The sequence below is a fragment of the Cronobacter sp. 153480017-3 genome, from assembly GCF_053627815.1.
Map to the genome: position 1 here is coordinate 106,771 of NZ_JBSEYN010000008.1, position 24,986 is coordinate 131,756.

At 54.6% G+C, this 24,986-nt stretch carries 22 protein-coding genes; 7 read left to right on the top strand and 15 right to left on the bottom strand.

All coding sequences use genetic code 11. The features are described from left to right. The first annotated feature begins 113 nt into the window (after window positions 1-113). The 3 genes from ACUW6V_RS17425 to ACUW6V_RS17435 are packed head-to-tail and all read left to right on the top strand — an operon-like array spanning window position 114 to window position 2,916. Entirely contained in the window at window positions 114-1,121 is a 1,008-nt protein-coding gene (locus ACUW6V_RS17425; protein WP_007873268.1) for a siderophore ABC transporter substrate-binding protein EitA, read from the top strand. Then, window positions 1,121-2,161, top strand: coding sequence for a FecCD family ABC transporter permease (locus tag ACUW6V_RS17430; protein ID WP_007775694.1), 1,041 nt, complete (start codon window positions 1,121-1,123; stop codon window positions 2,159-2,161). The genes ACUW6V_RS17425 and ACUW6V_RS17430 overlap by 1 nt, the downstream gene beginning before the upstream one ends. Beyond that, complete coding sequence (locus ACUW6V_RS17435; RefSeq protein ID WP_104658408.1) at window positions 2,158-2,916, top strand: siderophore ABC transporter ATP-binding protein EitC; 759 nt, start codon at window positions 2,158-2,160, stop codon at window positions 2,914-2,916. Before ACUW6V_RS17430 ends, ACUW6V_RS17435 begins: the two co-directional genes overlap by 4 nt. 74 nt (window positions 2,917-2,990) lie before the next feature. Here the strand turns inward: ACUW6V_RS17435 and ACUW6V_RS17440 are convergent, their stop codons facing one another. The 3 genes from ACUW6V_RS17440 to ACUW6V_RS17450 form a co-directional block, all read right to left on the bottom strand. Continuing rightward, window positions 2,991-3,236, bottom strand: a complete 246-nt coding sequence (locus tag ACUW6V_RS17440) for a YmjA family protein (RefSeq protein WP_104658407.1) — start codon at window positions 3,234-3,236, stop codon at window positions 2,991-2,993. A 117-nt stretch (window positions 3,237-3,353) separates the two neighbouring features. Continuing rightward, on the bottom strand, window positions 3,354-3,875 hold the full coding sequence (locus ACUW6V_RS17445) for an SMI1/KNR4 family protein (protein WP_088277510.1): 522 nt from the start codon (window positions 3,873-3,875) through the stop codon (window positions 3,354-3,356). A gap of 102 nt (window positions 3,876-3,977) precedes the next feature. Further along, window positions 3,978-4,367 (bottom strand): hypothetical protein, encoded by a 390-nt coding sequence (locus ACUW6V_RS17450; RefSeq protein WP_088277508.1) that lies wholly within the window; start codon window positions 4,365-4,367, stop codon window positions 3,978-3,980. Between the two features lie 327 nt (window positions 4,368-4,694). Between ACUW6V_RS17450 and ACUW6V_RS17455 the strand changes: the two genes are divergently transcribed. From ACUW6V_RS17455 to dsbG, 4 genes are read left to right on the top strand one after another with little or no spacing between them, the layout of a single operon-like run. Next, window positions 4,695-4,955, top strand: a complete 261-nt coding sequence (locus ACUW6V_RS17455) for a DUF2534 family protein (RefSeq protein WP_007780653.1) — start codon at window positions 4,695-4,697, stop codon at window positions 4,953-4,955. Window positions 4,956-4,999: 44 nt separating this feature from the next. Further along, window positions 5,000-5,458 carry a copper-binding protein gene (locus tag ACUW6V_RS17460; protein WP_105580277.1) on the top strand — a complete coding sequence of 153 codons (459 nt, stop codon included), beginning with the start codon at window positions 5,000-5,002 and terminating at the stop codon, window positions 5,456-5,458. A gap of 46 nt (window positions 5,459-5,504) precedes the next feature. Then, on the top strand, window positions 5,505-7,526 hold the full coding sequence (locus tag ACUW6V_RS17465; protein ID WP_454038706.1) for a protein-disulfide reductase DsbD family protein: 2,022 nt from the start codon (window positions 5,505-5,507) through the stop codon (window positions 7,524-7,526). Then, the gene (gene dsbG, locus ACUW6V_RS17470) at window positions 7,523-8,272 is read left to right on the top strand and encodes a thiol:disulfide interchange protein DsbG (RefSeq protein ID WP_011998990.1); all 750 of its coding nucleotides are present in this window, start codon (window positions 7,523-7,525) and stop codon (window positions 8,270-8,272) included. Before ACUW6V_RS17465 ends, dsbG begins: the two co-directional genes overlap by 4 nt. Before the next feature lie 33 nt (window positions 8,273-8,305). Here dsbG and tssJ read toward each other — a convergent pair whose 3' ends face one another. From tssJ to tssH, 12 genes are all read right to left on the bottom strand, one after another. Continuing rightward, window positions 8,306-8,833, bottom strand: a complete 528-nt coding sequence (gene tssJ, locus ACUW6V_RS17475) for a type VI secretion system lipoprotein TssJ (RefSeq protein WP_171964959.1) — start codon at window positions 8,831-8,833, stop codon at window positions 8,306-8,308. After that, a complete protein-coding gene (gene tssG, locus ACUW6V_RS17480) occupies window positions 8,814-9,911 on the bottom strand; it encodes a type VI secretion system baseplate subunit TssG (RefSeq protein WP_454038707.1) in 1,098 nt (365 codons plus the stop codon). The genes tssJ and tssG overlap by 20 nt, the downstream gene beginning before the upstream one ends. After that, a complete protein-coding gene (gene tssF / locus ACUW6V_RS17485) occupies window positions 9,866-11,629 on the bottom strand; it encodes a type VI secretion system baseplate subunit TssF (protein ID WP_454038708.1) in 1,764 nt (587 codons plus the stop codon). Before tssF ends, tssG begins: the two co-directional genes overlap by 46 nt. A gap of 48 nt (window positions 11,630-11,677) precedes the next feature. Further along, on the bottom strand, window positions 11,678-15,088 hold the full coding sequence (locus ACUW6V_RS17490; protein WP_454038709.1) for an ImcF-related family protein: 3,411 nt from the start codon (window positions 15,086-15,088) through the stop codon (window positions 11,678-11,680). Next, window positions 15,072-16,229, bottom strand: coding sequence for a hypothetical protein (locus ACUW6V_RS17495; protein WP_454038710.1), 1,158 nt, complete (start codon window positions 16,227-16,229; stop codon window positions 15,072-15,074). Before ACUW6V_RS17495 ends, ACUW6V_RS17490 begins: the two co-directional genes overlap by 17 nt. Window positions 16,230-16,232: 3 nt before the next feature. Next, complete coding sequence (locus ACUW6V_RS17500) at window positions 16,233-16,499, bottom strand: PAAR domain-containing protein (protein WP_454038711.1); 267 nt, start codon at window positions 16,497-16,499, stop codon at window positions 16,233-16,235. Between the two features lie 69 nt (window positions 16,500-16,568). After that, on the bottom strand, window positions 16,569-17,216 hold the full coding sequence (locus ACUW6V_RS17505) for a DUF2931 family protein (RefSeq protein ID WP_454038712.1): 648 nt from the start codon (window positions 17,214-17,216) through the stop codon (window positions 16,569-16,571). Window positions 17,217-17,310: 94 nt separating this feature from the next. Beyond that, window positions 17,311-17,934 carry a hypothetical protein gene (locus ACUW6V_RS17510; protein ID WP_454038713.1) on the bottom strand — a complete coding sequence of 208 codons (624 nt, stop codon included), beginning with the start codon at window positions 17,932-17,934 and terminating at the stop codon, window positions 17,311-17,313. A 53-nt stretch (window positions 17,935-17,987) separates the two neighbouring features. Beyond that, window positions 17,988-20,900, bottom strand: a complete 2,913-nt coding sequence (vgrG, locus tag ACUW6V_RS17515) for a type VI secretion system tip protein VgrG (RefSeq protein ID WP_454038714.1) — start codon at window positions 20,898-20,900, stop codon at window positions 17,988-17,990. Window positions 20,901-21,184: 284 nt separating this feature from the next. Further along, on the bottom strand, window positions 21,185-21,652 hold the full coding sequence (locus tag ACUW6V_RS17520) for a putative T6SS immunity periplasmic lipoprotein (protein WP_454038715.1): 468 nt from the start codon (window positions 21,650-21,652) through the stop codon (window positions 21,185-21,187). Next, on the bottom strand, window positions 21,646-22,200 hold the full coding sequence (locus ACUW6V_RS17525) for a type IV secretion protein Rhs (protein WP_454038716.1): 555 nt from the start codon (window positions 22,198-22,200) through the stop codon (window positions 21,646-21,648). Before ACUW6V_RS17525 ends, ACUW6V_RS17520 begins: the two co-directional genes overlap by 7 nt. Beyond that, entirely contained in the window at window positions 22,193-24,853 is a 2,661-nt protein-coding gene (tssH, locus tag ACUW6V_RS17530) for a type VI secretion system ATPase TssH (protein ID WP_454038717.1), read from the bottom strand. Before tssH ends, ACUW6V_RS17525 begins: the two co-directional genes overlap by 8 nt. Window positions 24,854-24,986: the final 133 nt, after the last annotated feature.

Consider the following 24,986-nt stretch of genomic DNA (forward strand, 5'->3'; position numbering starts at 1 on the left):
TAAGACCTCCTCTTAAGAATGATTTTCATTTGCATAATACAAATTCTAATTTGTCCGGCCCGTAACCATTCCCGTGCGGCACGCGGCGATAAAACACGTTAAGGTTGATGTTGATGAATGCTTTAGTAAAACACGCGCTGGCGCTCTGCCTGCTCTGCGCCGCTTCGGTACCTGTTCTTGCCACACAATACCCGCTCACCCTTGATAACTGCGGCATGAAAGTCACCTTCACCAAAGCACCGGAGCGCATGGTGGCGCTCGGGCAGAACACCGCCGAAATCATGCTGCTGCTGGGCCTTGAAGACAAAATGGCCGCCAGCGCCTTCTGGCCGACAAAAGTGCTGCCGCAGCTCGCGAAGCAAAATGAAAAGGTCAAACTGCTGACGGTTGAGATCCCGACGCTTGAGTCAATCCTCGCGCAGAACCCCGATTTTGTCGCCGCGCAGATCCCGCTGCTGTTAGGCCCGGACAGTAAAGTGGCGAAGCGTGAAGATTTCGCGGCGGTGGGTATTAACAGCTATCTGTCACCTGGTGTCTGCGTTACGAAGAAAAACACCGGCGATATCTACGGCAGCCGCAGCCAGCTGTGGGATATGACGTACCTTTATAAAGAAATCGACGATCTGGCGAAGATTTTCAACGTTGAGGCACGCGGTGAGGCGCTCACCAAAGATTTCAAAGCGCGCGAAGCAGCCCTGAAAGAAAAATTCGGCAAAAACCATAAAAACCTCTCGTATCTCTTCTGGTTCTCCAGCGCGTCGCCTTCCTCTGACGCCTACGTTGGCGGCAAAAACGGCGCTTCGGGTTACATCGCGCATCTGCTCGGCGGCCACAATGCCGTCACGTCAGAAAGCGAGTGGCCGACGCTCAGCTGGGAGAGCATCATCGCCACCAACCCGGATGTGATCGTCGTTTCAAGCCTTGACCGCAACCGCTGGGCGCTGGATAACGCCGACGCCAAAATCCAGTTCCTGAAAAGCGATCCGGCGGTCAGCCAGCTCGACGCCGTGAAAAAGGGCCATATCGTGGTGATGGATGGCCAGGCGATGAACCCGACCATCCGCACCCTCTACGGCGCGGAGCAGGTGGCGGCGCAGCTTGAGAAGCTCGGGCTGAACTAATGGCGGACGTCTCTTTAACCGTCACCCGGCGTCTGCCGTCGTTCATATTGCTGGCGCTCTCTGTCGTCGTGCTCGCGTTGGTGATCGCGCTGAGCGTGGGCATCGGCGAACTCTCCATTCCGCTGCAAACCACCTTTGCGGCGGTGACTAACAAGCTCGGGCTGACCGCCGTTCCGCTTAACCGCATCCATGAAACGGTTATCTGGGATTTCCGTCTCAGCCGGGCGCTGGTGGCCGCGTGCAGCGGCGCGGGCCTCGCCATCTGCGGCGCGGTGCTGCAAAGTCTGCTGAAAAACGCGCTGGCGGAACCTTACGTGCTCGGCGTCTCCGCCGGGGCGTCGACCGGCGCGGTGTCGATCGTCGTACTCGGCATCGGCAGCGGGGCGGTGTCGCTCTCTGTGGGCGCGTTTACCGGCGCGTTCGCCGCGTTCGCGTTCGTCGCACTGCTGACCAACGGCGCGCGCGGCGGCAATGAGCGCACGATCCTCGCAGGCGTCGCCGCCTCACAGCTTTTCAACGCCATCACTGCCTATACCATCAGTACCGCCGCCAGCGCCCAGCAGGCGCGCGACGTCATGTTCTGGCTGCTCGGCAGCTTCAGCGGCGTGCGCTGGCCGGAATTTCAGCTGGTGCTGGCGGTGGTCGTCATTGGGCTGGCGGTCTGCCTGTGGCACGCCAAAGCGCTGGACGCCTTTACCTTTGGCGATGACGCGGCGGCCTCACTCGGCATTCCGGTCGGTTACGTGCGCCTGATCCTCTTTGCGGTAACGGCGCTGATGACGGCGGCTATCGTCAGTATGGCGGGCTCAATTGGCTTTGTCGGGCTGGTGGTGCCGCACGTGATGCGCTATTTCTTCGGGCCACTGCATCGCCGGTTGCTGATCGCCTGCGCGATGATGGGCGCTATTCTGATGGTGCTGGCGGACATCGCCTCGCGCACGCTGATTGCGCCGCAGAGCCTGCCAGTGGGCGTGGTGACTGCGCTGGTCGGCGTACCGTTCTTTGCGGTGATCCTGTATCGCTCAAGGAGATTCTCATGAGCATCCGCGCGGAAAACATCAGCTGGTCGGCGGGTAAAAAGCGCATCGTGAATAACGTGTCGCTGAGCGTACCAACCGGACAGACGCTTGGCCTGCTCGGGCCGAACGGCTCCGGGAAATCGTCGCTGCTGCGCATTCTCGCCGGGCTTCGCCGCCCGGATTCAGGCAGGGTGCTGCTGGACGATGGCGATATCGCGCGGCTGTCCAGGAAAAAGCTTGCGCAGCGCGTGGCGTTCGTTGAACAACACGCGATGACCGATGCCAATATTCGCGTGCGCGACGTGGTGAAACTCGGGCGCATTCCGCACCATTCGCCGCTCTCGTCCTGGACGCACCAGGATGACGAGATCGTGCGCCAGGCGCTGGAGCGCGTGGATATGTTCGACCGTCGCGACGACGGGTGGCAGCATCTTTCCGGCGGCGAGCGGCAGCGCGTGCATATCGCCCGTGCGCTGGCGCAGTCGCCCGGCGAGATTTTGCTGGATGAACCGACCAACCATCTCGATATTCATCATCAGATGCACCTGATGCGCCTCATCAGCGAGCTGCCGGTGACGAGCATTGTGGCGTTGCACGATCTCAACCACGCCGCGATGTTTTGCGATGCGCTGATTGTGATGCAGGGCGGGCAGGTGGTGGCGAGCGGCACGCCGGATGAGGTGCTGACGGAGGCGATGCTGCGCGAGGTATTCAAGGTGGAGGCGCGCATTGAGGTTTCACCCCATCATGGCAAGAAGCACATCCACTTTGTGTAATCAGAAACGGTAATGTAAAAACGGCCCCGTAAAGGGGCCGTTTTTTTTCGCAAAGGCTGTGTAGCGCAGAGGCGTTACTCATTGCCCCACTGATTCAGGAAGTTGGCGATTTCATCGATACGCCCTTCAGGGATCCCCGCTTCGCGCGCCATCTCATGCTGCGCTTCTTCGGTGATTTCTTCGTTGTTCATCAGACGGGTGATTAACAGCTGGAAGTAGTGCGCCAGGCGGTCGCGCTCCGCATCGCTTACCGGCAACTCTGTTTCCGTCGCGTACTCGTCAGCGATGTCATAAAACTTGATAGGAATATCATTACTCATAGGGCGTTCCTGATGGTGGTGTTTATGCCTGCCGGGACAGGGCGTTATGAGTAAGATAGTACCATTTCTGGCTGCGCGCTGGCGCGGGAAATGGTGAAGCGGCGTCAGCAATGGCTATCACAGATCACGCGTTACCTGCATTCCCTGAGCAAGCGTATTGTCGATAACGCTTTGATAGAATTGCGTAAATGTATCGCTCAACCTGTAAAGGTTGCCGCACTCATTTTGCTCAGGTATCTCAAACTGTTGAAGGATATCTTCAGCATGCAGATGCGTTCTGTCCCAGTAAAACAGGCCTTTCTGGTGTTCCCCATTCAGCATCAAATAATAGTTCCCGCCCGGATCATCGCCGATGATTAATTTGCTGTCGATAAAATCCAGCTCGCTTAATAGCTCATCGTTATTATAAATGACATCATAATAATCGTTTTTCGTTTGCATCCCAAACAGGGCATTGAACGCAATGGCGCCCTCATCGACACCGCCATACGCTAAATTACAATAATCCGGGCTTTTAACCACAAAGCCATTATTTAACAGAAGGAACGTTTTATAATCTTCAGGCAAGCTGATGCAGTATGTTTTTTCCAGCCGCTGGATATCCGCTTCTGTAATCATTTTTCCACAGGAAACCGGCATACTTTTCCTTCTCTGAGTTAGGGTGACTGGCTCTTTCAATCTATCAGTAGAGATATTATCTTGACAGTTAAAGATAAGTTCATGCCAGATTGCTTTAAAATACTATAAAAATGCCGCTTCGCTACTGCCTGTTTTCATCAACTGCAACCCATTGAATTTCAATCCCAATCCGTGTTCGGGATCCACATCGACAGAAAACATAAATCCAAAACTTTTTTCCGTCTCAGGAGAAAGATAAATTTTTATCAGGAGAAGATTTTTTGCAGCGCAACCATACACTCGCTGGCAGTATTCGCTGGCTTCATCAGTGATTTTCTCAAGAAAAGCATTTTGATTCTTAATAAGAAAATGAATATCAGCCTGATATTTTTTATCGACTGTATCAGCATCCAGATTTATGCACTGGACAGGGTTTTCGCCAAACGCCGACAACACCAGGTCAACGGAAATTCCTTCATCATCCTCATAAAACGTCAGTTCTGGAGCTGTCATAAAATGCTTTTCTCTTTGTCGTTTACGCTGTTGATAAGCCCAGGATCCGGCTTTGTGATAACCGTTTTATAGTAAGCATGACACGGAGAAGAGTGGCAACTGAAAACCGGAAATTATCGGCCATAATATGATTATTTAACATAAGATAGATTGCGCGCACTATGGAATTTGATATCGACACCGCGGCATCTGCCTCCAGACCGTAACATTTGTCTGCCATTTACGATACACTTGCGCCACTTTTCATTCTCGCTGTTTATGCAACTACATGGCGTCGCCAGCAGGTACAAACGCCAAAATACCGCGGGAAAACAAACCGGAGAGATCATGCTGGAAAAACTGCGTACCCGTGACGGGAAAAAATTTCTGACGGCGCTGGTGATTGTCTTCATCACCGTTCTGACGGTCGTCTCCCGCGTCACGTTTGAGGGCGTGGAAGAACAGTACAACATGCCGATGGAGCACTGGAGTGCGTCGATGTTTATCATGCAGGGCGCGTGGGTGCTGATTTACAGCGTGCCGTTCTCGTTTATCATCTCGCTTCCCTTCGCGTTCTATTTTCTGGGGCCGAAAGACGATCGCGGCTGAGTTTGCGTTCGGGCGGGTTTTATTGCCGCGCTGAATGGCTTTGCGTGAATTGTCATGATTACTTTACAAAACAGCGCTTGCCCGATAACCGGGCGCTCACTATTCTTTTGCCGATGATGACGACCGCAGGCTCCGCTTACACAAAAAACCGGCAACTGAAAGCAACACTGCTTTTGGTCATTGCCTGTTGCGTGATGCTGATTTGCCTGACCCAGCGCGCCAGCATTCTGCATCAGATGCAGGTCAAAGCGGCTGAGATCGGCCTCGCGACGCAAAACAGTGGTCATGAAGCGACCACGCCGTCGCTCTCCCCGTGTGAACTCAGCGCACACTCACTCCTTGCCGCGCAGCCGCTCCACTTCGACACCATCATTCTCTTGCCCGGCCTGCTGGTTATCCTGCTTGCTGTGCTGGTCACCGTGAACGTCCGCGCCCTGCCGGATGCGATCCCGCGCCCTCCGCTATTACGAATACACCTTAAAAACTGCGTCTTCCGTGAATGACTGACCGGGTTCGTCCTGTTCAGTTAATTATTCATGGAGAAAATAGATGAAAATGCTTTTCAGAAGCCTGTGGCTTCTGGCGCTCAGCATGTCTGCGGCCTGGGCTGCGGACAGCGGCTGGCTGCCACCCGCGCAGTCTTCCCACGCCCATATTCAGGTACGCAGCGACGCGCCCGCCGATGGCAAAGTGCGTCTGCTGCTGGCTATCACGCTCGATAAAGGCTGGAAAACCTACTGGCGAACACCCGGCGACGGCGGATTCCGGCCCGTTATCGACTGGTCTGTGCCAGCGCAGACCACCTGGCACTGGCCGCAGCCGGTGCGCTTCGACGCCGCCGGGTTCAGCTCGGTCGGCTATCATGACGGCGTGACCTTCCCGCTGGAAGTCACTACCACTGAAACCGCGCGGCTGCGCGGCACGCTGACGCTTTCGCTGTGCAGCAACCTCTGCGTGGCGAACACCTTCCCGCTGGATGTCGATCTGGCCGATGGTCCGTCGCCTGGTTTTGATGATGACTGGAACGCGGCAATGGCGACCGTTCCGCCAGACACCGGTAATATTACGGTGACGAATGTTTCCGCGCACGGTTCAACGCTCAGCCTGATGGCGACCTCACCCGATGGCTGGCCGCAACCGGCGCTGTTTGCCGATAACCCTGACAACGTGTCGCTTTCGGTGCCCGTGCTGGAACCTTCAGGCGACACGCTCACAGCACATTTCACCGCCCTCAACGAACGTGGCGAACCTACAGACGCCAGCCGTATTCAGGCGGTTTCGCTGGTGCTCAGTAGTGGAGCCACCAGCCAGCAGATGACGGTAAAACCGGACGGCGCGCCGCTGTTCTGGCAGGCCGCCGCGGCGGCGCTGCTCGGCGGGCTTATTCTGAACCTGATGCCCTGCGTGTTGCCGGTGATGGGAATGAAGCTCGCCTCGCTGATGACGCTGGCGCAGGCGGACCGTCGCCAGACCCGCATCCGCTTTCTCGCCACCAGCGCCGGGATGATTTTCTCATTCCTGGTGCTGGCGGCCATCATGAGCGCGCTGCGGCTCTCGGGCGCGTGGACGGGCTGGGGATTTCAGTTCCAGCATGCCGGATTTATCGCCACCATGGCGGTCGTGACCTGGGCTTTCTGTTTTAGCCTCGCGGGCGTGATGGAGATCAGGCTGCCCGCCGCGCTCACTACCCGGCTCGCCACGGCGGGCGGTCAGGGCGTTGGCAGCAGTTTTCTGGAAGGCGCCTTCGCGACGCTGCTGGCGACGCCCTGCACCGCGCCTTTTCTCGGCACTGCCGTCGCTTTTGCGCTGGCCGCGCCGTTACCGGAGCTGTGGTTGATTTTCCTCGCGCTCGGCACCGGCATGAGCCTGCCGTGGCTGCTCGTCAGCCTGATGCCCGGCGTGGCGCGCTGGCTGCCGCGGCCCGGCCCGTGGATGAGTAAGCTGCGCCTGGTGCTGGTGCTGCTGATGCTCGGCTCCAGTCTCTGGCTGATGTCGCTGCTGGCGAAGGAATGGGGGGCGCGCTACGTTCTTATCGCAGGCGGTCTGATGATTGCGCTGTTTCTCTGGCGCTGCGCAGTAAAACTGCCGCGCCATCGGGAAAACCTGCGAACGCTGGCGTTCGGCGTGCTGTTCGGTGCCGGGTTATATGCGTTTCTGGCACCTGCACCGGACGGCCGCCGCGAAGGGCCGCTTCACTGGCAGCCCTTCAGCCAGGCGGCGCTCGATAACGCGCTTGCCGCGCATAAACGGGTGCTTGTCGATATCACCGCCGACTGGTGCCTGAACTGTAAGGTCAATGAAGTGTTGGTGCTGCACCGCCCCGATGTCGTAGACGCGTTGCATCAGAGTGACGTGGTGCTGTTACAGGGTAACTGGAGCAAGCCATCTGCGGAAATTGAAGCATTTTTGCGCCGCCACGGCGCAAGCGGCATTCCGTTTAACGCCGTGTTCGGCCCTGCTATACCGGATGGCAAAGTGCTCTCCTCGCTGCTCAATAAAACGGAACTGCTTAGCGCGCTGGATAACGCTGGCGCGGCCACCTCTCAGACAATGAATAAGGACAGAAAATGAAAAAGATGCTGATGGCGGGCGCGCTGCTCGCGGCTTTCCACGCGCAGGCTGATGATTTACCGGAGCCGGTAAAGCAGCTGGAAAAACAGGGCATTACGATTATCAAGCCTTTCACCGCACCGGGCGGCGTTCAGGCGTGGCTCGGTAAATATCAGGACACCGGCGTGACGCTTTATCTGACGCCCGATAAAAAGCATGTCATCACCGGCTATATGTATGACGCGCAGGGCAATAACCTCAGTGAAAAGCTGATTAACGACGAGCTGTACATCCCGGCCGGGCGCGAAATGTGGAAAACGCTGGATCAGGCGAAGGGCATTCACGAAGGCAGCGAGCAGGCCGCGTGCAAAGTGGTGGTGTTTGCCGATCCGTTCTGCCCTTACTGCCATAAGTTCTGGGAGCAGGCGCAGCCGTACCTCAACGATAAAAGCATCAGCCTGAAAACGCTGCTGGTGGGCGTGATCCGCCCGGACAGCGGGCGCTACGCCGCCGCGGTGCTGGGCTCCGACGATCCGCAAAAAACCTGGCAGGATCTTGAAAGCTCAGCCGGGAAAAACAAACCGGCGCTGCCGGAAAAAACGTCGCCTGCGGCCTTTAAGCAGATTCAGTATAACCAGCAGCTGATGACGCAACTTGGCGCAAACGGCACGCCAGCGATTTATTATCTGAACAAAGACCGGCTGCTTCAGCAGATAATCGGCCTGCCGAACGCCGAACAGATGGCCGATCTGGTGGCCTGTAAGTAATAAAAAGGGCCACTTTTGCGGGTGGCCCTTTCTTTATTTGTCGTTAACCGGCTGAAGCGTGAGGCGATTATTGCTGGCCTCAATGATTCTCGGCGTATCCGGTTCGAGATCGTCGCGTGACAGCACCAGACGCCAGCTATCGTTGGTGTCGTCAGGGGCCATAAACATCCCCGCCACGGCCACATACTGCGCCGTCTCCTCCAGAGGCATATCCAGTGAGAATGATTCTCCTGGCCGCAACTGGATATCTTTTTCAGCGACCAGATCCGCTTTAATGGCCTGGCTGTCATCGGCGAATAGCGAGGGGTAGTCAGTGCTGTCAAACGCCTTACGGTCTTTCAGCTGGTAAATACGCAAGACCGTCGCCAGCGCCGCCCCGCTCTCATTGTTATTGACGCCTTCCCTTGCCCGAATATCCAGATGCAGCGTTTTTATCTGCCTGAAGAACAGCGAACGGGTCACCGAAGCGGCACCGTCTGTGACTTTTTGCGTCAACCCACAGCCCGCCAGCACTGCCATCGTCAGCATTACAGCCACCACTTTACCAGCGGTATTCGCCATCTTCATCGCTCTCCCTACGGTGAATGTTTTCCTGAACCTGTTCCCAACGGCCCAGAGGAATGGTAATCATCTCATTATTGCGCCGCGCAGCGACATTAAGCGGCTTCAGCAACGCCGTGCGGCCCAGTTGCACGGGATATTCCGGCTTACAGCACAGGCGGGCATCCGCTAATAAGTGCCGCGGTACGCGCAGCTGCATTCGCACATTAAGGTGCACGCCGAGATAGACGTGCAGCAGCGCGTTAAGATCGCGGTTAAGTTCTCCGCCAGGCAGCCAGCCCCGGGCCTCTTCGGCATCGTCAGTGGTGAGCATTAATAAGACCTGACCATTAACGTCGGTGGCGTAGGTTCCCATGACGGGACGATGCTTCAGGCTAAGCGGCTGCCGCATACTCATTCTGGCGGACGCTTTCAGCGGAACACGGCAGCGGTCGTGATGAAATACCGCAGTCTGCGTTTGCGGCGCAAGAAGCCTGACCAGCGCGCCCAGGCCTTCTGCCGTGCGCCCGGGCAACATCATTACAGGCAACAGTGCCAGAAAACGTGAAAGTGGCGTACCCGCGGCAGATGCGCAGCCAGGGATGCCAAGCCCCACGAGGCCGAGCAGATACTGTGAGGTGTTATCCACTCCGCCTGACTGAAAGGTGGCGGGATACGAATATTTTCGCCAGATGCGGTAGTACTGGGCTATTAACCAGTGATTAAAGATATCGAGAAAATCGCACGTCGCCTCGTAGCCTTCCCGCCGCTGCGCGATGTCGTCGATATACTGCGTCGGCAACGGTGCCTCAATACCATAAAGCCCCATGAAAGTGATACGTACTGTCGGCGGGAGATGCGGATGTTCGCTGGTCTCTGAGCCGCGTATTTCACCAGCCGGAAATCCCATACCCGGATGCGGGCGAAAACGTACCGGCTCATGGCGAAGTTGCCAGTCGCTCCCGGTAACAGGAAGCCCCGGATGGCTTTGCTCAAGCCACTGACAAAACCGATAAAAATTCATATACGGCAGCTGTTGCCGCGTCTCTTCCTTCAGCCGGGCAGGCGCGGACTGTGATTCTCTTTCCAACGGATACATTTCCCTTCTGGCTGAACAATAAGCGTTAGCTGATTAAACTGGTTCATATCGGCATAGCGCGCGAAGAAGCGGTTGAGCATTTCCCCGAAGAGGTGAATATCGCCTTCGCCCGCAAAACCGTGACTGTCGAGCGTGACTTCGATGTCGAGCCCACGTAAAAGAAACCCGTCTTCAAACCGCTGAATGCGGTAGTGATTTATCGCGAGGATGGCCTCCAGCCGACGGTTATTCAGTTCATCATCACGCCAGTTGTACAGCGCCAGCGTGCCGCGAAGCACTTCTGCGCTGCTCATCATGTTGATAAAGCGTGTGCCCAGATGACTCATTACCCGCCAGTGGAAACGGTCCTCGACGGGGGGATACGCGGGTAGCGTTGGCTTACACAGGTTACGAACGGTCAGTGGCGTTTCCGTGACTTGTTCACAACGATCCAGCAGCGTGCTTTGCAAAGCCCGGCGCGGCAGTTGTCCGTTGGTGCAGGTGATGCGCAATGAGATGGTTTCTTTCTCCAGCATCCGATCCCTCTCCCACTTCTCGCCGCCCAGAATAAGCCAGGTATCATGCATTCCGGTGACGCCACGCTTTACGCGGGTGTGGTAGTAACGTTCAGGCGCGTGACGGCGCATCATGCCGCCCTGATGACGGAAGCTGGTAAAAGGTATATACCGGGCCTCGCCGGTTCGGCCCGATCCGGTGACCGCATCCACGGAATAAATTTCGGTATGCCCGTCCTGCAGGCGCTTCGGACGCAACAGATATTCGTTTTCCAGCCCGTTTATCGTCAGCGGATCGGCCTCCAGCGTGAACAGGTTAATGACCGGCACACAGTGCAGGCGCAGCGCGCTGTCGGTGACGGGTAAATCGGCCTGCCAGAGCTGGCTGAACACCACGTCGATGTCAAAATGCGACGTTCCCGGCGGCAATGTAACCCCTTCCAGACCGTTAAGATGAACGAACATAAACTTTTCACGAAAGGTGAAGTACTCCAGCAAAAGCTGCCAGCCGCTGAAGGCGCTATCGCCTTTCGGCCATAGCATGTCGTCGTCGCCAAACCCGCCCGGAGAAAAATAGCCATCCAGTTTTATTCGTTCTGTCTGTCCCGGCAGCCGCAGATAGAGAGCCGCCTGACGTTTAGTCAGCATGAAGTGGAGCGCATTGCCCGTTATGGCGTCCTCGCCGAGATACATCGGCAGATGGCGCAGATCCACCTGTCGCCAGTCGGCCTGTTCGCTGCAGGCGAAACGGATACGCAGCACGGAACGCCCGTCAGGCTCCACTGTCATGGCAACCTGTGATATCGCAAGCGGGTTCAGCGTCACATCACGGGTGGTGCGATAGCGGCACACGGTATGTTTAGGGCCTACCGGGCGCGAATAGATCTCCAGCCCGGCAGGGACCGTTTCCGCCATTTTCATCGCCGATAATTGCGGTGTCAGCGCCACGACCGACAGCGAGGGCACGGTGCGCAGATAGTGCGGCCACAGCATACTGACCAGCCCTTCGGTGAGCTCCGGCAAATCGTCGTCAATCTTCTCGCGAAGACGTCCGACCGAAAACGCAAAACCTTCGAACAGGCGCTCGACATACGGATCCGGTGTCCCGGCTTTGTCGAGATCAAGCATTGCCGCCCGGTCAGGGTGCGTTTGGGCAAACTCTTTTGCTGCCTCGCGCAAATAGCGCATTTCAGCGTCAAAATAACGCAGCGTTAAATCATCCATAAATAACCGCTATGACATCTCAGAAAGAAAATTAAAGGCTGGAGTGAGTCAGAATGAGGGTTCATCGTCACCGACATTGTCGTCATGCGTGGCATCAGAGGCGCTGACGATGAAAATGTTGTCCGGTAGCGTAAAATGACGAAGCCTGAGTAGCGCCAGCGGCCCTTCACCGGCTTCAGTGCGCAGCGTGTAGTTGAGTACCCGGCCATCCGGTGCCTGCCAGGCCAGATGCCAGCTGCTGTTAACGCCCGGGTACGCACTCACCGCGGCTTTATCCAGTAGGCGAATAAAGCCCCACGCACCCGATAAATCGGTATACAGACGAGTGCCCGCCTGTGTGCTGACCCAGCTCAGACTTGCCCCTGGCGCTTCGGTATCCTCAGGCCAGGTAAATCGCTTCCAGACAGGCATCTGATTCATATAGGTCAGCTTCTGGCTGTCTATGACAAGCGTGGTTTGCATAATGCCTGCCGCCGTGCCTGGCCGCAGGTCAAAGTGAAGCCCGGCCTCGCCACGGGTAAAGGCCACATCCGAAATATGGCTGAGCGTATCCATGGCCTGCAGAAAAGCCGGGTTGAAGGCGAGTCCCTGCGCGTTAATATCATCGGCCACCCAGTGGCTTCCCTCTTTATGCAGTACGCCGTTCAGACGGGTCTGCAAAAACCGGGCGATGCGGCCGGTATCTCCGTTAAGGTATTTCGCGAGCAGCGGCAGGGAAACCTCGCTGCTGGTATCCCTGAAGGGGTAGCGCCCGCCAAAGGCGCTGTTCCAGTCATCCACAACGGCGGTACGCCACTGAGCGTTAAGGCTTTGCGCTGCCGGGGCCAGAACCTGCTGCCAGGCCTGCTCCATGGGCCGCACAAAAACGGTTTGTCCGAAGCTGCTCCACTCCTGCCCAAGCCCTGCAGCAACCAGACTGCCGTAATCGCGGGTTTCGGTTAAATCGATAGCCTTGCCCTGAAACACCGTCTGTGCCAGCGCCTGGGTCATCGCCTGCGGATCGGTGGCATTGGTGACCTGCTGCAGACGCAGTCTCACCTGCGTCACGCGGGTGAGATAAGTCTGCAGGCTGAGCTCACGACTGCCCATCCCCTGCGCTTTTTCATCAATCAGCGCGAGGACCGGGCCAAAGGTGGCATCCAGTGGGCCATGCGCTCCGCTGCCCTGATCCATGACGGGTTGCTTATCCTGCCCGAACAGATTTTTTGCTGATTTGACCAGCGAATCTGACAGGGCTTCGCTGGCCTGACCGGTCCGGCCCTGAATACTCAGGGTATTCATTAACGCCACCAGCGGAGACTGGCGGACATCGGCCATTAGCGTTAACTGATCGATAGCGTCCGATAACGTAGCCGCCGGTTGCCAGCGTAAACTGTTCAGAAAATCGAGCCAGGCACCGCTAAAATCGGCGAAATAGCGCGCCGCTAACCGCTGTTTCAGCGCGTCCGGGGAGAGCTGTTGCGTCGCAGGCTTTTTACTGTCGCTCAGTACCCAGTCGATCTCCTCACGCCGCGCCGTGACGATATTCTCGATAGCAGGCGCTACCGCCTCCTCCCATGCCTGGCGAGTATACATGCCTGGCACCACGTTATCGGTGGTAAACAGGCGCGACGCGTCGGTATCGCCCGTCATATCGGCAAGTCGCATGTCGGCATACTGCTTCGCCACCTGCGCCAGCATTTTCTGATACAGCGTGGATTCGCTGTTTCGCATCCCCATCTGGCGAATCAGTAAAGCGCGAGCCTGGGCAACCAGCGCTTCATCGGCATGAAAATACCATTGCGGGTGGCTCGCCAGGCTTGCACCGTAAAACGTCAGCAAAGCAGGCGCCTCAGCCTCCCAGAACGCGTTCTTGATGCCTTTGCGTTGCGGCCAGTCCTCTGCCAGGCGCTGACCGAACCAGGCGGCGTTCATTTTTTCGGGGCGAGCCAGCATCAGATAAAGCTTTAATCGATCGTAAACCGGTTTTGCCATACGCTCGCGAAGCGGGTTGTCTGGCGGAAGTTGTGTAAACGCCATCAGCTGGTTTTGCAGATGAAGTGCGGCCGCATCGCGTAATAAAGGCTGCGCACTTTCTGCATAGCGCACCAGTAACGCCGCCAGCAACGTATCATTCTGACTCAGGCCCGCACGGGCATACCACGGCACGCCATGCGCTGAGCGGTACTGCAAGCGCATTATTGTTTTTTGTAACGCCGATAACGCATGCAACCGGCTTTCCAGCGGCTGTTTATCATGCAGCACCTGCTCTGATTGCACCTGTGCCGCCGCTATAAGGCGATGATTTCCGACAAACGAAACCAGCATGCTGGCCCCCGTGAGCGCAAGCGCTACGGCTCCCGTCACCGCCGCGACCTGTTGCCGGTTGATCCCCGGTTTTCGCGGACGCAAGCCTGCCGGTAAGGCCATGACTGAAGCTGGCAGCGCATCCCAGCGATTATCCTTACTCCAGTGGTGGCGAACCGTTCGTGCGGCTTCCCGCGATGGCATGCTAAATATCACGCCTGCCAGCGGAAGCGGACGCCAGGCGTTAAGGAATACCGCCAGCGGCGCGGCGATCGTTTCGGGTTTGCGCAGCAGCCTGTCTGCCAGGCTCAGCAAAAAAGTGTGCCCGGGTGCTTCACAAATGTGCTGCACTCCCTGTGTCATCAATGGTAGCGAAAGGGAGGAAAGCTGGGCAGAGAGGTGCTCTGACGCGCAGTCTGCCGGCAGCAGGCACCCAACGGGCTGGGTGACATACCCGGCGTGATCGACGTTTTGTGAATGCAGTGACCAGACGTACAGCGGAAGACGCCAGCCCAGCACGTCATAAAGCCGATAAAAAGCGTGGGCCAAAGACTCCATCGCATCTGCAGTCACCTTATTTTCATGATGCGCAGAGTCAGTGTCGGCCTCATTGTCAAACGCGGAAGTCACCCATACGATGCCATCGGCAGGACGGCGACGCAGTTTACGCAGCGCGGAAAGCCAGGTGGCGTCAGCCTCACTCGTCAGCTCGCCGCCCCACAGCAACAGCGTGCCCCGGTCTTCCTGCCAGAGTTCCTGAGAAAGACCCGGCACAAGGCGTTGTACATCACTGACTGAACCAACGACCAGCAGGATTCGGATTTTGCGAGGCCAGAAACAGCCGTAGTGGTGGCGCAGCCTGTCTCTTATTTCCCTGACGATAACATCCAGGGCAACGCGAGCGGCGAGTCGCTTCTCATCGACAGGTAAAACCTGTGTCTGTTGTGCCTTTCGACGATACTGACGCTCCTGAACGGCACGATGAAACACCGGTAAAAAACGGACAAAAATCATGATCAGAACGATTAGCAGAAATGAAAAAAATTGTTCTTTCGGTGTATTAATGCCGCAGGCCGGTCCAAAAGTTTTAATGAGCCATCCGAGAAAAAATAGTCCTGTTATTGTCAATCCGGCCAGACCCAGTCTGCCAGGGTAATTACCTGGTATCTTCATCTCCGCTCCCTGGAGTTAATGAACTAATAAAGTAGTCCTGCTCATGCGAAAATAGCGCCAATACAGGATAGTTATGCAACTTCACCCAATCAGCAGCAAGTACTGTTAAAAGCCACGGCGAGAATGGTCCTGGCTTACCACACCATTTCTCCAGCAGTTCATTTTCTTCCGGTTTCCATGTTGCGCCCAAAGTGTTACCGCCAGTGATCAGCGCAGCAAAATAATCATTCCAGCTTTTTGCATCGCCAATAATTTTTTTTGTTCGACATGCGGTGGTCTGTGTCTGGAGAAACACATTGAGCTCAGTGTCAAAGCGGATTATATCGAGCTGCATGGGTCTGAGTAAGCGCGCGGGGTATGGCATACCGCAATTGCGCACTACATCATCACTTGCCAGCAACAGCGCCGCCAAACCATCGGAATAGTTTTCTTCTCCGCTGAGTTGCATCACAAGAATTAATTCAGCCGCCAGCTCTGCTTTTTTTAGTCGTTCTTCTACGGCCGAAAAAGAGAGTGAAGCTGTAATTCGCAAATTTTCTGGGGTAATCGGTTGAGTCAGATATTCATGCCAGACAGTGAAGAAATCATCCGTCAAACGATCACAAGGACAATCGCTCACTATCGTAATTTGCAATGGCAACTTTGCAGAAACATCCCGCAGCTCATTTTCTACAGCGCCGATCAGTAATCTGAGGGTACTGATATCATCTCTCTTCTTACCGACAGGAAAAACTAATCTGCGAGAAAGTCCGTATTGTTGCACACGCTCTGTCCCAAAATCGCGGGCAGAAAAATGGTCGGGCAGCATGACAGCGCTGGCTAAAATAGCAACATAGCGCTCAGCCCACTGCGTCCATTGTTGCTGACTGTATTGCGCTTCTTTCTGCAAAAAAAGATGCTGTTTTACCTCCCGCAGGCGTAAATAGCATCTGACAAAAAAGATCAAAAGCCATGCTATGATAGGTAAAAAAGAAACCGCCCAGATATTAATCGCTGATAACACATTTATTTTACTGGACGCATGAAGTACAAATAATAATGCTCCCACGATGAATGCTAAAACGCCTGTGCACATCCATCGATATAATGATGGTGCCGGAGGCAACTCAGTTACAACAGCGTTCTTCCTTTCCCAGCTCATTACTCATCCTATTGAACATTCCGGGCCAGCAGAAATGACCTGGCAGCCACATTCACACCGACATCCATTAACTACAATAGCCTTGCCATCTGAAATCCACTCTAGCGAGCCTTCAATAATTTTATTCGTACCATGCCCTGGAACCGGGCAGTTTACTTTATCTCCTACCAGTGCTACAATTCGCCCATTGACTACCATTGTTGAAGAGGCAGAAATCACCACGCCGCCATGCGTACTTTTATCGCCCAGCACGACGAATCCTTTTGACAATTTTATTCTCCGTTTATTAGCAGGAAAAGAATACAGAATTTAATTTAGGCCGAATAAATAACTGTTAGCTCACCAGTTACCGTAGGGATAGATTTTATCGCTGATAAATTTTTTCATACCATCACTGTACTCATAACCATTCGGGAAATTAGTTTGCCCCTTACACATATTGAGATCTTTCCCTGACAGGGTTTTAATCTCCGTCTTCGTTTGCTCAAGGTTAGGACGGCCATTATTATTCAGCCACACCCGGACTTTGCCTTCCGGCGCAAGACCGATAACCATATACTGAAAGTAATAGGTCTCCTTTGGGCTGTAGTTACTTTTCTCTGTACTCAGCATTTTCTGCCAGGTTTCGGGCGCGAACAGCAGTGTGGTCTCGTACACTTTCTTGTCAATGATCGAATCCCAGCAGAAAATCATGATAGTCGGCGGTGAAGGGGCCTTGTTAAACGGAGATGGCCCCATCCCTGCATACTGATCCCAGCTTCCCACACTGCTGCCCTGGGGCTGGTCTATCGTGCGGAAAACCCTGGCGTACCCGTTGATGTCGAGCATTTTTACCAGCGTAACCTGCGCCGGCAGCGCCCGGGGCGTGGTAAAGGTGAAGTACCATTCATCAAAAGGCGCTTTTATTTCCCCCTGCTCGTCCGCAGACGACACACTGTTACAGGCTGTCAGTAATAACGCTGACAATAGTGTAATGGACAGCTTCATGCTTTATCTCCGTTCATATTCCTTACTGATTTGCTGGTTCCCAGAATTTCAATATTAAGTTTGCATGGCATCACCGTATAAACAGGAAGGAAGGTTATCTTACTGTATAGTAGTCAATTATCTTGTCGTTGAGTTTGTTTCCATCGACTGTCAGAGCAACCCGGTTACTTCTGGCCAAAAAAAAGTTATCTGGTGTAAGATAATTTTTCCCAACCTTGGGGCTGCGCATAAAAGGTATAGTGACTGTACCAATATCATATGAATGGGTACTCGGTAAAAATTGATAATAACCACTTAGCTTTATCTTTTCTGTCAGTTCGTTACCCGGCGCTATTTCAATATAGTCCTCTACAGAATCAGGCGCAGATCCGAAGTTAACTTTAATACCGAGATAATCCATTCTTGTTCTTTCGGAAATTACATTGAAAAAATCTCCGGAAAGTTGGTTTTTAAAAGCATAAAGATTTCCTTTCCAGGCGTATAGATTTTTTTTACCGGTGTTTTTGATAATGACGTAGGCGTACAGATCATTTATAACATTATGTATAGACAAAGAGAATAAAATACCCTCTTGTTTTTTTATAATTTCATTTTGAGAATCATTAATATCGTATGCATATTTTTCACCATCGCCAGCAACCCTAAATACTGAATGTAGGCTTTCTCTTTTATTATAACGCTGGTTATAATACCCATTACTATTAATTTCGTCAGCCATGCTCTCTCCTGTGATCGTCCAAAAAGCAAGAAACATATACAAGATTATTATTTTCATTGAAAATACCTTTCAAAGTTATAAGCATTATCAAGCGCATTATCTGAACCGTCTTGCGCAAACTTAATCGCAGCTTTCTCAAAATCCATATTTCCGGTAGTTATATCATCAGTTCCCAAAACATCATTATAATGTGACATTTCATGGCTAAGAGTCACTACCTGAGAATCCGGGCCAGTTAAAGGATCTCCAGCAAACTTATTACCTATATAAATAAAATGGTCCTCTGTATCACCAGGGAGGGCGTATGCATGTACATTCTGATCGGCAAACTTGAAGTTATCGTAGGACATTGAGTCGTTGAGTTCGATTTCTTTGTCAACCGCAGCAGCGATCTTTTGTCTGGAAGCATCATCTGTACGTCCAAACGCTTTTTTAAAGGCTTTCTGATCCTCTTCGCTCCAGCGTTCCAGTTCGGCTTTCCTCTTAAGCAGCATCTCTTTCTGAGCCTGCAATGCCTTTTTCATAACCTCCGGAGAAGGCCGCTTACTTTCCTCCATCTCATAGACGATATTACCATCCGCATCTCTTACCGGATCGCCATACTGATTTCTTAAAATAACTCCGTTTCCCTTGCCCGATTTTGACCAGCTGTTTCCTTTGTATTCATAAGGAGACATTTTTTGCGCATTCGTTGATCTGAGTAAAATATTTCCGGGACATCCCAGTTCGATATTTCCGTCGCTGAGCCGGATATAGGCGCCCCCGCAGTTAATCACCAGTTCTGTTGCCGCCGTGATGTCCACCCGACCTTCCGTACTGGTGACGGTGACTCCCTTTTTGGCCAGCGCCTCCAGCGCATCATCCTGCGCCTGGATTTCCACCTTCCCTTTCGCCGCAAACAGCTTCATACCGGCCTGTTGCGCCAGCACGCTCACCGCCTCACCCGCCGCCACCGTAACGCGACTCAGGGCGCTGATGTCCGTGTTCTGCTGAGACATTATCCCCACGCTCGCGCTGCCGGACGCCACGCGCACCGCCTGCGGGCTGGTGATGCTCACCCCTTCCGGCGCATTCAGCACCATCCCCGGTCTCACCAGGTCTTTAAGGGCGTTCGTCAGCGTCACCTGGCTCCGGATATCCGACGGCAGCGCGTCTGCACTTTCTGCCGCATCCGACAGGCTCCGCGCGATGCTCAGCGCGTTCTCCAGCTGCGCAATCGCCTCTTTCATGGAAAGTATTTTATCGCCCGCTGACGGCTGCCTGTCCGCCGTAATAAACACCCCCGCGCCACCACGGATACTCACCCATCTGTCAGTGCGCAGCTCTGCCCCTTCGCCACGCAGTGACCGCCCCGCATCCACGTTATGTCCAAGATTAAGCTGCGTCTTACCGCCGTACTCCGTGCTGAGTTTGATATGCTCACCACCACGTTTGTCCTCCATCCGCAGCTTGTTGTTGGCCGGCGTGCGTATCACATTGCGGGTGTTGTTCGCCTCCGTCACGTGGTCCGGATGGCGCGAGTCGTGCAGCGCATGGGCGATATATGGCCGGTCCGGGTCGCCTTCGTGAAAGGCTATCGCCACCTCCGAGCCCTGTATCAGCGGGAAGTGAAATCCATACTCGTCCCCGCCGTAGGGTTTCGCCAGGCGTACCGGCATGCTCTCCTGGCCGGGCGATTTGTCGTCACGGTCTGCGTCAAACTTCACCCGGTACAGACCGGCCGCGTCCTGCCAGGCGTAGATATCTCCCGCCCGGGCGCTGGTCAACCGGGCCGTCATGGTGCCGCTGACCTTCGGGCGCGGCAGCAGCGGCGGACGCCAGCACACTGTTTCGCTGTAGGGCATTCCCACCCACGCCACGTGCAGTGCATCCTTACGGCTGGCAGAGTAACCGGCACTGATAATGACGATGCCATTTTCGAGCTCATCCGGCAGCGTCGGCGGAATGGCGGTTTCAGTAATGGTGAGCACCTGTGCCGGGCTCAGCGTATGGTCGGTACTGCTGCCAGTTACGCGGGTCTGCTCAGACAGAAAACGCTCATGCTCCAGCCGCGCCCAGAAATTTCCGGTTTCCGCTGCTGGATCGAGTTTGTCGCCTCGCTCAAGATGGCGCGGACGATAGTGATATACATCGCCGTAAGTGACGCCCTCTCCGTCGCCCCGGGTCATATCCGCCGGGGCGGACATCAGTATTTTCTGCGCCTGTCGGTGGTTGTAATCATTGGCCGTCACGCTGCGTTCGACTACGTTGTGCCGTACACTCACGCCCCACACCGAATCCACACCGTTGTCATGCGCGCCTGACGGGCTGTTCAGCGGCAGTGTTTTACCAAACTGCCAGGCGCTCTGCCTGTCGGCAAAATGCACCACCTCCGTCCTGGCGTCTGGTTGCAGGGTAAAGAAATAAAATATTCCCAGCTCAGACAACAGACGTTCGATAAACGCCAGGTCACTTTCCTGGTACTGATTAATCTGCTCACGCGGCGGATAGCCCTGTTTAAGGCGGAACTCATATTCCCACTCGTGCAGGCCGTGTTCCCGGAGGATCTGCTCCACCACTTCCGGTACTGATTTATTGACAAAAAAGCGGTGGGTGCGGAACTGATTACCGAGCAGCGCCAGAAACGGCTCAATACTAATCTGGTATGTCGCCTGGTCGCGTGAGCCGCTGATACGCTTAAAGTGCGTCACCACGCCGTGCACCACCTTCTGCTCAACCAGCCCCGTCAGTGGGCCGGCACCCATGGTCAGCGTGGCCGGTTTGCTCAGCAGCTGCGTGGCATCAATGTTAAGGTCGCTGCTGGTGAACCGGATGTCATAGTGGTAGAGCTGGCTCATTGCCTCGACGCCGCTAAAATCTTCGACATCCAGTAATGAAAGGCATGACGGAATATCCAGACGGTAGCGGTTCAACCCGCTTCCCGTTAGCGCAGCCAGGGTGTTTTTAAGCGTATCGGTCTGACTCATGATATTGGCTCCTTGGGATAACCTGCTGTCCATAACTTTATTGCCATCGGCAAGTAACAGGTTTAATCAGGGGTACTCAGCAAGCACGAAAAAGGTGATTACGGCCCCATGCCTTAAAGGCGCAGGCAAGAGCTGTAATACTTGACAAAAATTTATCTGGAAAAATGTTCCGGTCATGATATGCAGGCAAGACATAAATACTCTTGCCGGATTAACCAGTGCGATGTGTAGATTACCTAATGTAAAATCCATATTTACGAGCGCGCCGTTAATACGGATATTTATTATTCAGGCACCTGAATTGAACCATACGGCCTTGCGAATTCCCGTTCGCTCAAAGGAAAATTATAGACATGATTATTATTTACTCCAACACCGACAACAAAACTTCTCGGATCCTTATCACCTGAAGTTGCATGAAGTACAAATTCAACAATATACCTATTACCATTTTCGAAACTATAGTATGGAGGAGGAATACACAGTTCCCCCGCACTAATCCTGAGACCTGGTGAAAAATCAAACTTTTTCTCTTTTGGGGGTATTCCTCTTAGATTTATCCCGATATCCACTGGCTGATAATCCTGTGCATTATCAATATTTATACAAACATCCCTCCCTCTACTGCTCACATTTGCGGTTTCATCAAAGCGCATTATGTCACCGGGCCCCGGGCATCCCGTCAGAATTGAAACACAAGCAAATGATAAAAACAGAAGGTTAAACGTATTAACGTTGTTCTCACTTACCATGGGAACCCCTTTAAAGTCGCTCTGTAACCGGTACGTATTACCGTTTCAGAAATATCCCCATCGAGGGTGATGTCAGGGTATTTTTGATTTTCAAGGTGACTCCATATTTCGTAGCCAAATGTCTGCAAAATAAAATTATCTGCAATAATCTGTGCTTGTTGCTCCATTGGATATTCACTGAGCAATCGACAATCAAGTGTATATCGATAACTAACCAGCCAAATCACCAGGCCCCGGCAGATAACGTTCATTCCTCGCTCGCGTTGCCAGACATGGCTCATTTCATGAATAAACATATGTTGCATATGATCTGTAGACTGAGAGAAATCATCCCGGTAATGGTCACGAAAATAAATTTCACCACTATGGGTCATTGCTGCATTTCTATTCTGAAGATTGAAGGGCAGATAACTCTCCCTGTGGATCCAGACTTTCAAATATTCAATAATGGATTTAAAAGCTGATTGCGCCAGCATTATTTCACCCAGCGTAAGCAGCCTAATACCACCGTCTTTAATTCTCAACTGATCCTTAGTTTCTTCAGTCATGTTTAAACTCCAGCAAAATCCCCTCCGCCCCACTCCAGCCAAGCGTCAGGTGCTGGAGTTTCTGTCCTGCCGCCCTGTAGCATAACAATTGCTGGCTCAATACTGGCAGAATTTGCTGCGCCAGAAGGCTGTCGATATTGCGTGCGCCGGTGTCCGGCAGCAGGCAGGCGTCGGTCAGGGCGTCGTAAAGGCTCTCATCTATATGCGTCGTCAGCCCGTAGTGGCGGCTCAGGCGCTGGCTGACCTGCGACAGTTTCATTTCCACGATGGTGCGCATCGCCTGCGAATTTAGCGGGCGATAAATCACCGTCTGGAATCGCGCCAGCAGCGCTGGCTGGAAGTGATCGCGCAATATCGGACGCAGCAGTTCATGCAGATCGGTCTCGCTGGCGTCCGGTTTTTCGTCCAGCAACTGCATGATGTGCTCACTGCCAAGATTGGATGTCATCAGAATGACCGTGTTGCGAAAGTCAATTTCCCGCCCTTCGCCGTCGCGCATAAAGCCGCGGTCAAACACCTGATAAAAGAGGTTCATCACATCGCGGTGCGCCTTTTCCACCTCATCCAGCAGCACCACGCTGTAGGGGCGCTTGCGCACCGCTTCCGTGAGGATGCCGCCCTGGCCGTAACCCACATAACCCGGAGGAGAGCCCTTGAGTTGCGAAACGGTATGCGGCTCCTGATATTCAGAGAGGTTAATGGTAATCAGCGATTTCTCGCCGCCATAGAGCGTGTCCGCCAGCGCGAGCGCGGTTTCGGTTTTACCTGTACCGCTCGGCCCGGTCAGCAGGAACACACCCTGCGGGCCGTTTTCTGATGCCAGCCCGGTTTTCGATGCGCGTAAGCGCTGTGCAATGGCCTCCAGCGCCACGTCCTGACCAACCACCCGGGCGGCCAGCCGCTGCTCCAGGCTCAGCAACTCCGTCTGTTCATCCTTCATCAGGGATGAAAGCGGTACGCCGGTCCAGTCGGCAATCACTGTCGCCACGGTACGCGCGTCCACGTCCAGCCCCAGTAGCGGAGTGCCCTGCTGCACAATCGCCAGTTCGCTTTGCAGCGACGCGCTCTCCGCCTGCCGGGAAAGGTCACGGCGGCAGGCCAGCAACTGTTCCGTTAAGGTAATTTCCTGACCGTACTGCGTTTCCAGTACGTCCAGTTCCGTGAGGATATTGACCTCTTCCTCTTCAATCTCTGCCAGCCGCTCGCTGTGGGCGTGGCTACCCATTGCGATATCTTCCAGCAGCGCCTGTTTTTCCATCGCCAGTGCGCTGATACGGGCACGCCGCTGCGTCAGCGGCTCCGGTACGGTGTCGAGACTCATTCGCACGCGCGCCGAAGCGGTATCCAGCAGATCCACCGCTTTATCAGGAAGCTGACGACCAGTGAGGTAGCGGCGTGAGAGCGTGACGGCGGCTTTGACCGCATCATCAGTGATATGCACACCGTGATGCTGCGCGTAGCGGGACTTGAGCCCCCTGAGCATCAGGCAGGCGGTGTCGTCATCCGGCTCGTCGACTTTCACCATCTGGAAGCGACGCTCGAGTGCAGCGTCACGCTCAAAGTATTGCTTGTACTCGCTCCAGGTGGTGGCGGCGATGGTCCTGAGTTCACCGCGTGCCAGCGCCGGTTTCAGCAGGTTAGCCGCATCTGCGCCGCCCGCCTGGTTGCCCGCACCGATAATGGTATGCGCCTCGTCGATAAACAGCAGGACCGGCGTCGGCGACTGACGTACAGCCTCTATGATATTTTTCAGTCGCTGCTCAAACTCGCCTTTCACGCCTGCGCCTGCCTGTAAAAGCCCAAGATCAAGGGTACGCAAGGTGACACACTTCAGGCTCTCCGGCACATTGCCCTCAGCAATGCGCAGCGCCAGTCCTTCCACCAGCGCGGTTTTCCCGACGCCTGGCTCGCCCACCAGAATCGGGTTGTTTTTACGCCGACGCGAAAGAATATCCACCATCTGGCGGATTTCGTTATCGCGACCAAAAACCGGATCAATACCGTCAGCTTTCGCCTTCGCTGTAATGTCCTGGGTGAATTTATCCAGCACCGCCTGGAGGGCTTTGTTCAGTCCTGGTCTTGCGGAAAGCGGATCCTCTGTCGGGTCGCTGGGGAGTGTTACAGGTGACGTTGTTGTTTCACCGGCAGGCGCACGGGATAACAGCGCTTCCTGCTGCGCCTCCGGGCGTTCGTCTGACTGCGCATCAAGCAGTCCGCGCAGCCGCTCAAGCTGACTACGACCCACAGTCAGTAGCGGCCAGAGGCCATCGCAGGAAAGCAGGGCTGGCATCTCAATCATCGCGGCCAGCAGATGCGAGCTGCGGATCTCCTCGCCGTTTTCAAGTGAAGCGATAAGCCAGCTCTGCTTCAGCAGCGATTCCAGATTGTCAGACAACTGCGGCCGACCTTTGACCGAGCGTGGCAGGCGGTCAAGGTAAGCCAGCAGAGCCTGCCAGATAGCATCCATATCCCACTCGTAACGGCGGGCCAGCACGGTGAGATCGCCCTCGCCCTGCTCAAACAGTTTCAGTACCCAGTGTTCGGGCAAAATTTCCGCGTGGGCGCGGGCCTGGCACAGGCTCGCAGCGCCTTCCAGCGCGCGGGCGCAGTATGGATTTAAACGGCGCAGTAATACGGCTGACTGGTGTTCCATGTTCTTTTTCCCTCTGATGTCAGACACGCTACCGCCCCTCGCTGTTACCCGAAGCGCACAGGGGCGGAGTGGTGATATTTTTTGTCTGCAGAACATCCGCACCGGGCGCTCTGCAGACAAAAAAGCAGACGGT

Coding starts and splice junctions, on each gene's coding strand:
- ACUW6V_RS17465 (WP_454038706.1), top strand. CDS start 5,505: ATGAAAATGCTTTTCAGAAGCCTGTGGCTTCTGGCGCTCAGCATGTCT.
- ACUW6V_RS17425 (WP_007873268.1), top strand. CDS start 114: ATGAATGCTTTAGTAAAACACGCGCTGGCGCTCTGCCTGCTCTGCGCC.
- ACUW6V_RS17505 (WP_454038712.1), bottom strand. CDS start 17,216: ATGAAGCTGTCCATTACACTATTGTCAGCGTTATTACTGACAGCCTGT.
- tssJ (WP_171964959.1), bottom strand. CDS start 8,833: ATGGCGAATACCGCTGGTAAAGTGGTGGCTGTAATGCTGACGATGGCA.
- tssF (WP_454038708.1), bottom strand. CDS start 11,629: ATGGATGATTTAACGCTGCGTTATTTTGACGCTGAAATGCGCTATTTG.
- ACUW6V_RS17490 (WP_454038709.1), bottom strand. CDS start 15,088: ATGAAGATACCAGGTAATTACCCTGGCAGACTGGGTCTGGCCGGATTG.
- ACUW6V_RS17440 (WP_104658407.1), bottom strand. CDS start 3,236: ATGAGTAATGATATTCCTATCAAGTTTTATGACATCGCTGACGAGTAC.
- dsbG (WP_011998990.1), top strand. CDS start 7,523: ATGAAAAAGATGCTGATGGCGGGCGCGCTGCTCGCGGCTTTCCACGCG.
- ACUW6V_RS17455 (WP_007780653.1), top strand. CDS start 4,695: ATGCTGGAAAAACTGCGTACCCGTGACGGGAAAAAATTTCTGACGGCG.
- ACUW6V_RS17450 (WP_088277508.1), bottom strand. CDS start 4,367: ATGACAGCTCCAGAACTGACGTTTTATGAGGATGATGAAGGAATTTCC.
- vgrG (WP_454038714.1), bottom strand. CDS start 20,900: ATGAGTCAGACCGATACGCTTAAAAACACCCTGGCTGCGCTAACGGGA.
- ACUW6V_RS17430 (WP_007775694.1), top strand. CDS start 1,121: ATGGCGGACGTCTCTTTAACCGTCACCCGGCGTCTGCCGTCGTTCATA.
- ACUW6V_RS17510 (WP_454038713.1), bottom strand. CDS start 17,934: ATGGCTGACGAAATTAATAGTAATGGGTATTATAACCAGCGTTATAAT.
- ACUW6V_RS17525 (WP_454038716.1), bottom strand. CDS start 22,200: ATGACTGAAGAAACTAAGGATCAGTTGAGAATTAAAGACGGTGGTATT.
- ACUW6V_RS17435 (WP_104658408.1), top strand. CDS start 2,158: ATGAGCATCCGCGCGGAAAACATCAGCTGGTCGGCGGGTAAAAAGCGC.
- ACUW6V_RS17520 (WP_454038715.1), bottom strand. CDS start 21,652: ATGGTAAGTGAGAACAACGTTAATACGTTTAACCTTCTGTTTTTATCA.
- ACUW6V_RS17445 (WP_088277510.1), bottom strand. CDS start 3,875: ATGCCGGTTTCCTGTGGAAAAATGATTACAGAAGCGGATATCCAGCGG.
- tssH (WP_454038717.1), bottom strand. CDS start 24,853: ATGGAACACCAGTCAGCCGTATTACTGCGCCGTTTAAATCCATACTGC.
- tssG (WP_454038707.1), bottom strand. CDS start 9,911: ATGTATCCGTTGGAAAGAGAATCACAGTCCGCGCCTGCCCGGCTGAAG.
- ACUW6V_RS17495 (WP_454038710.1), bottom strand. CDS start 16,229: ATGAGCTGGGAAAGGAAGAACGCTGTTGTAACTGAGTTGCCTCCGGCA.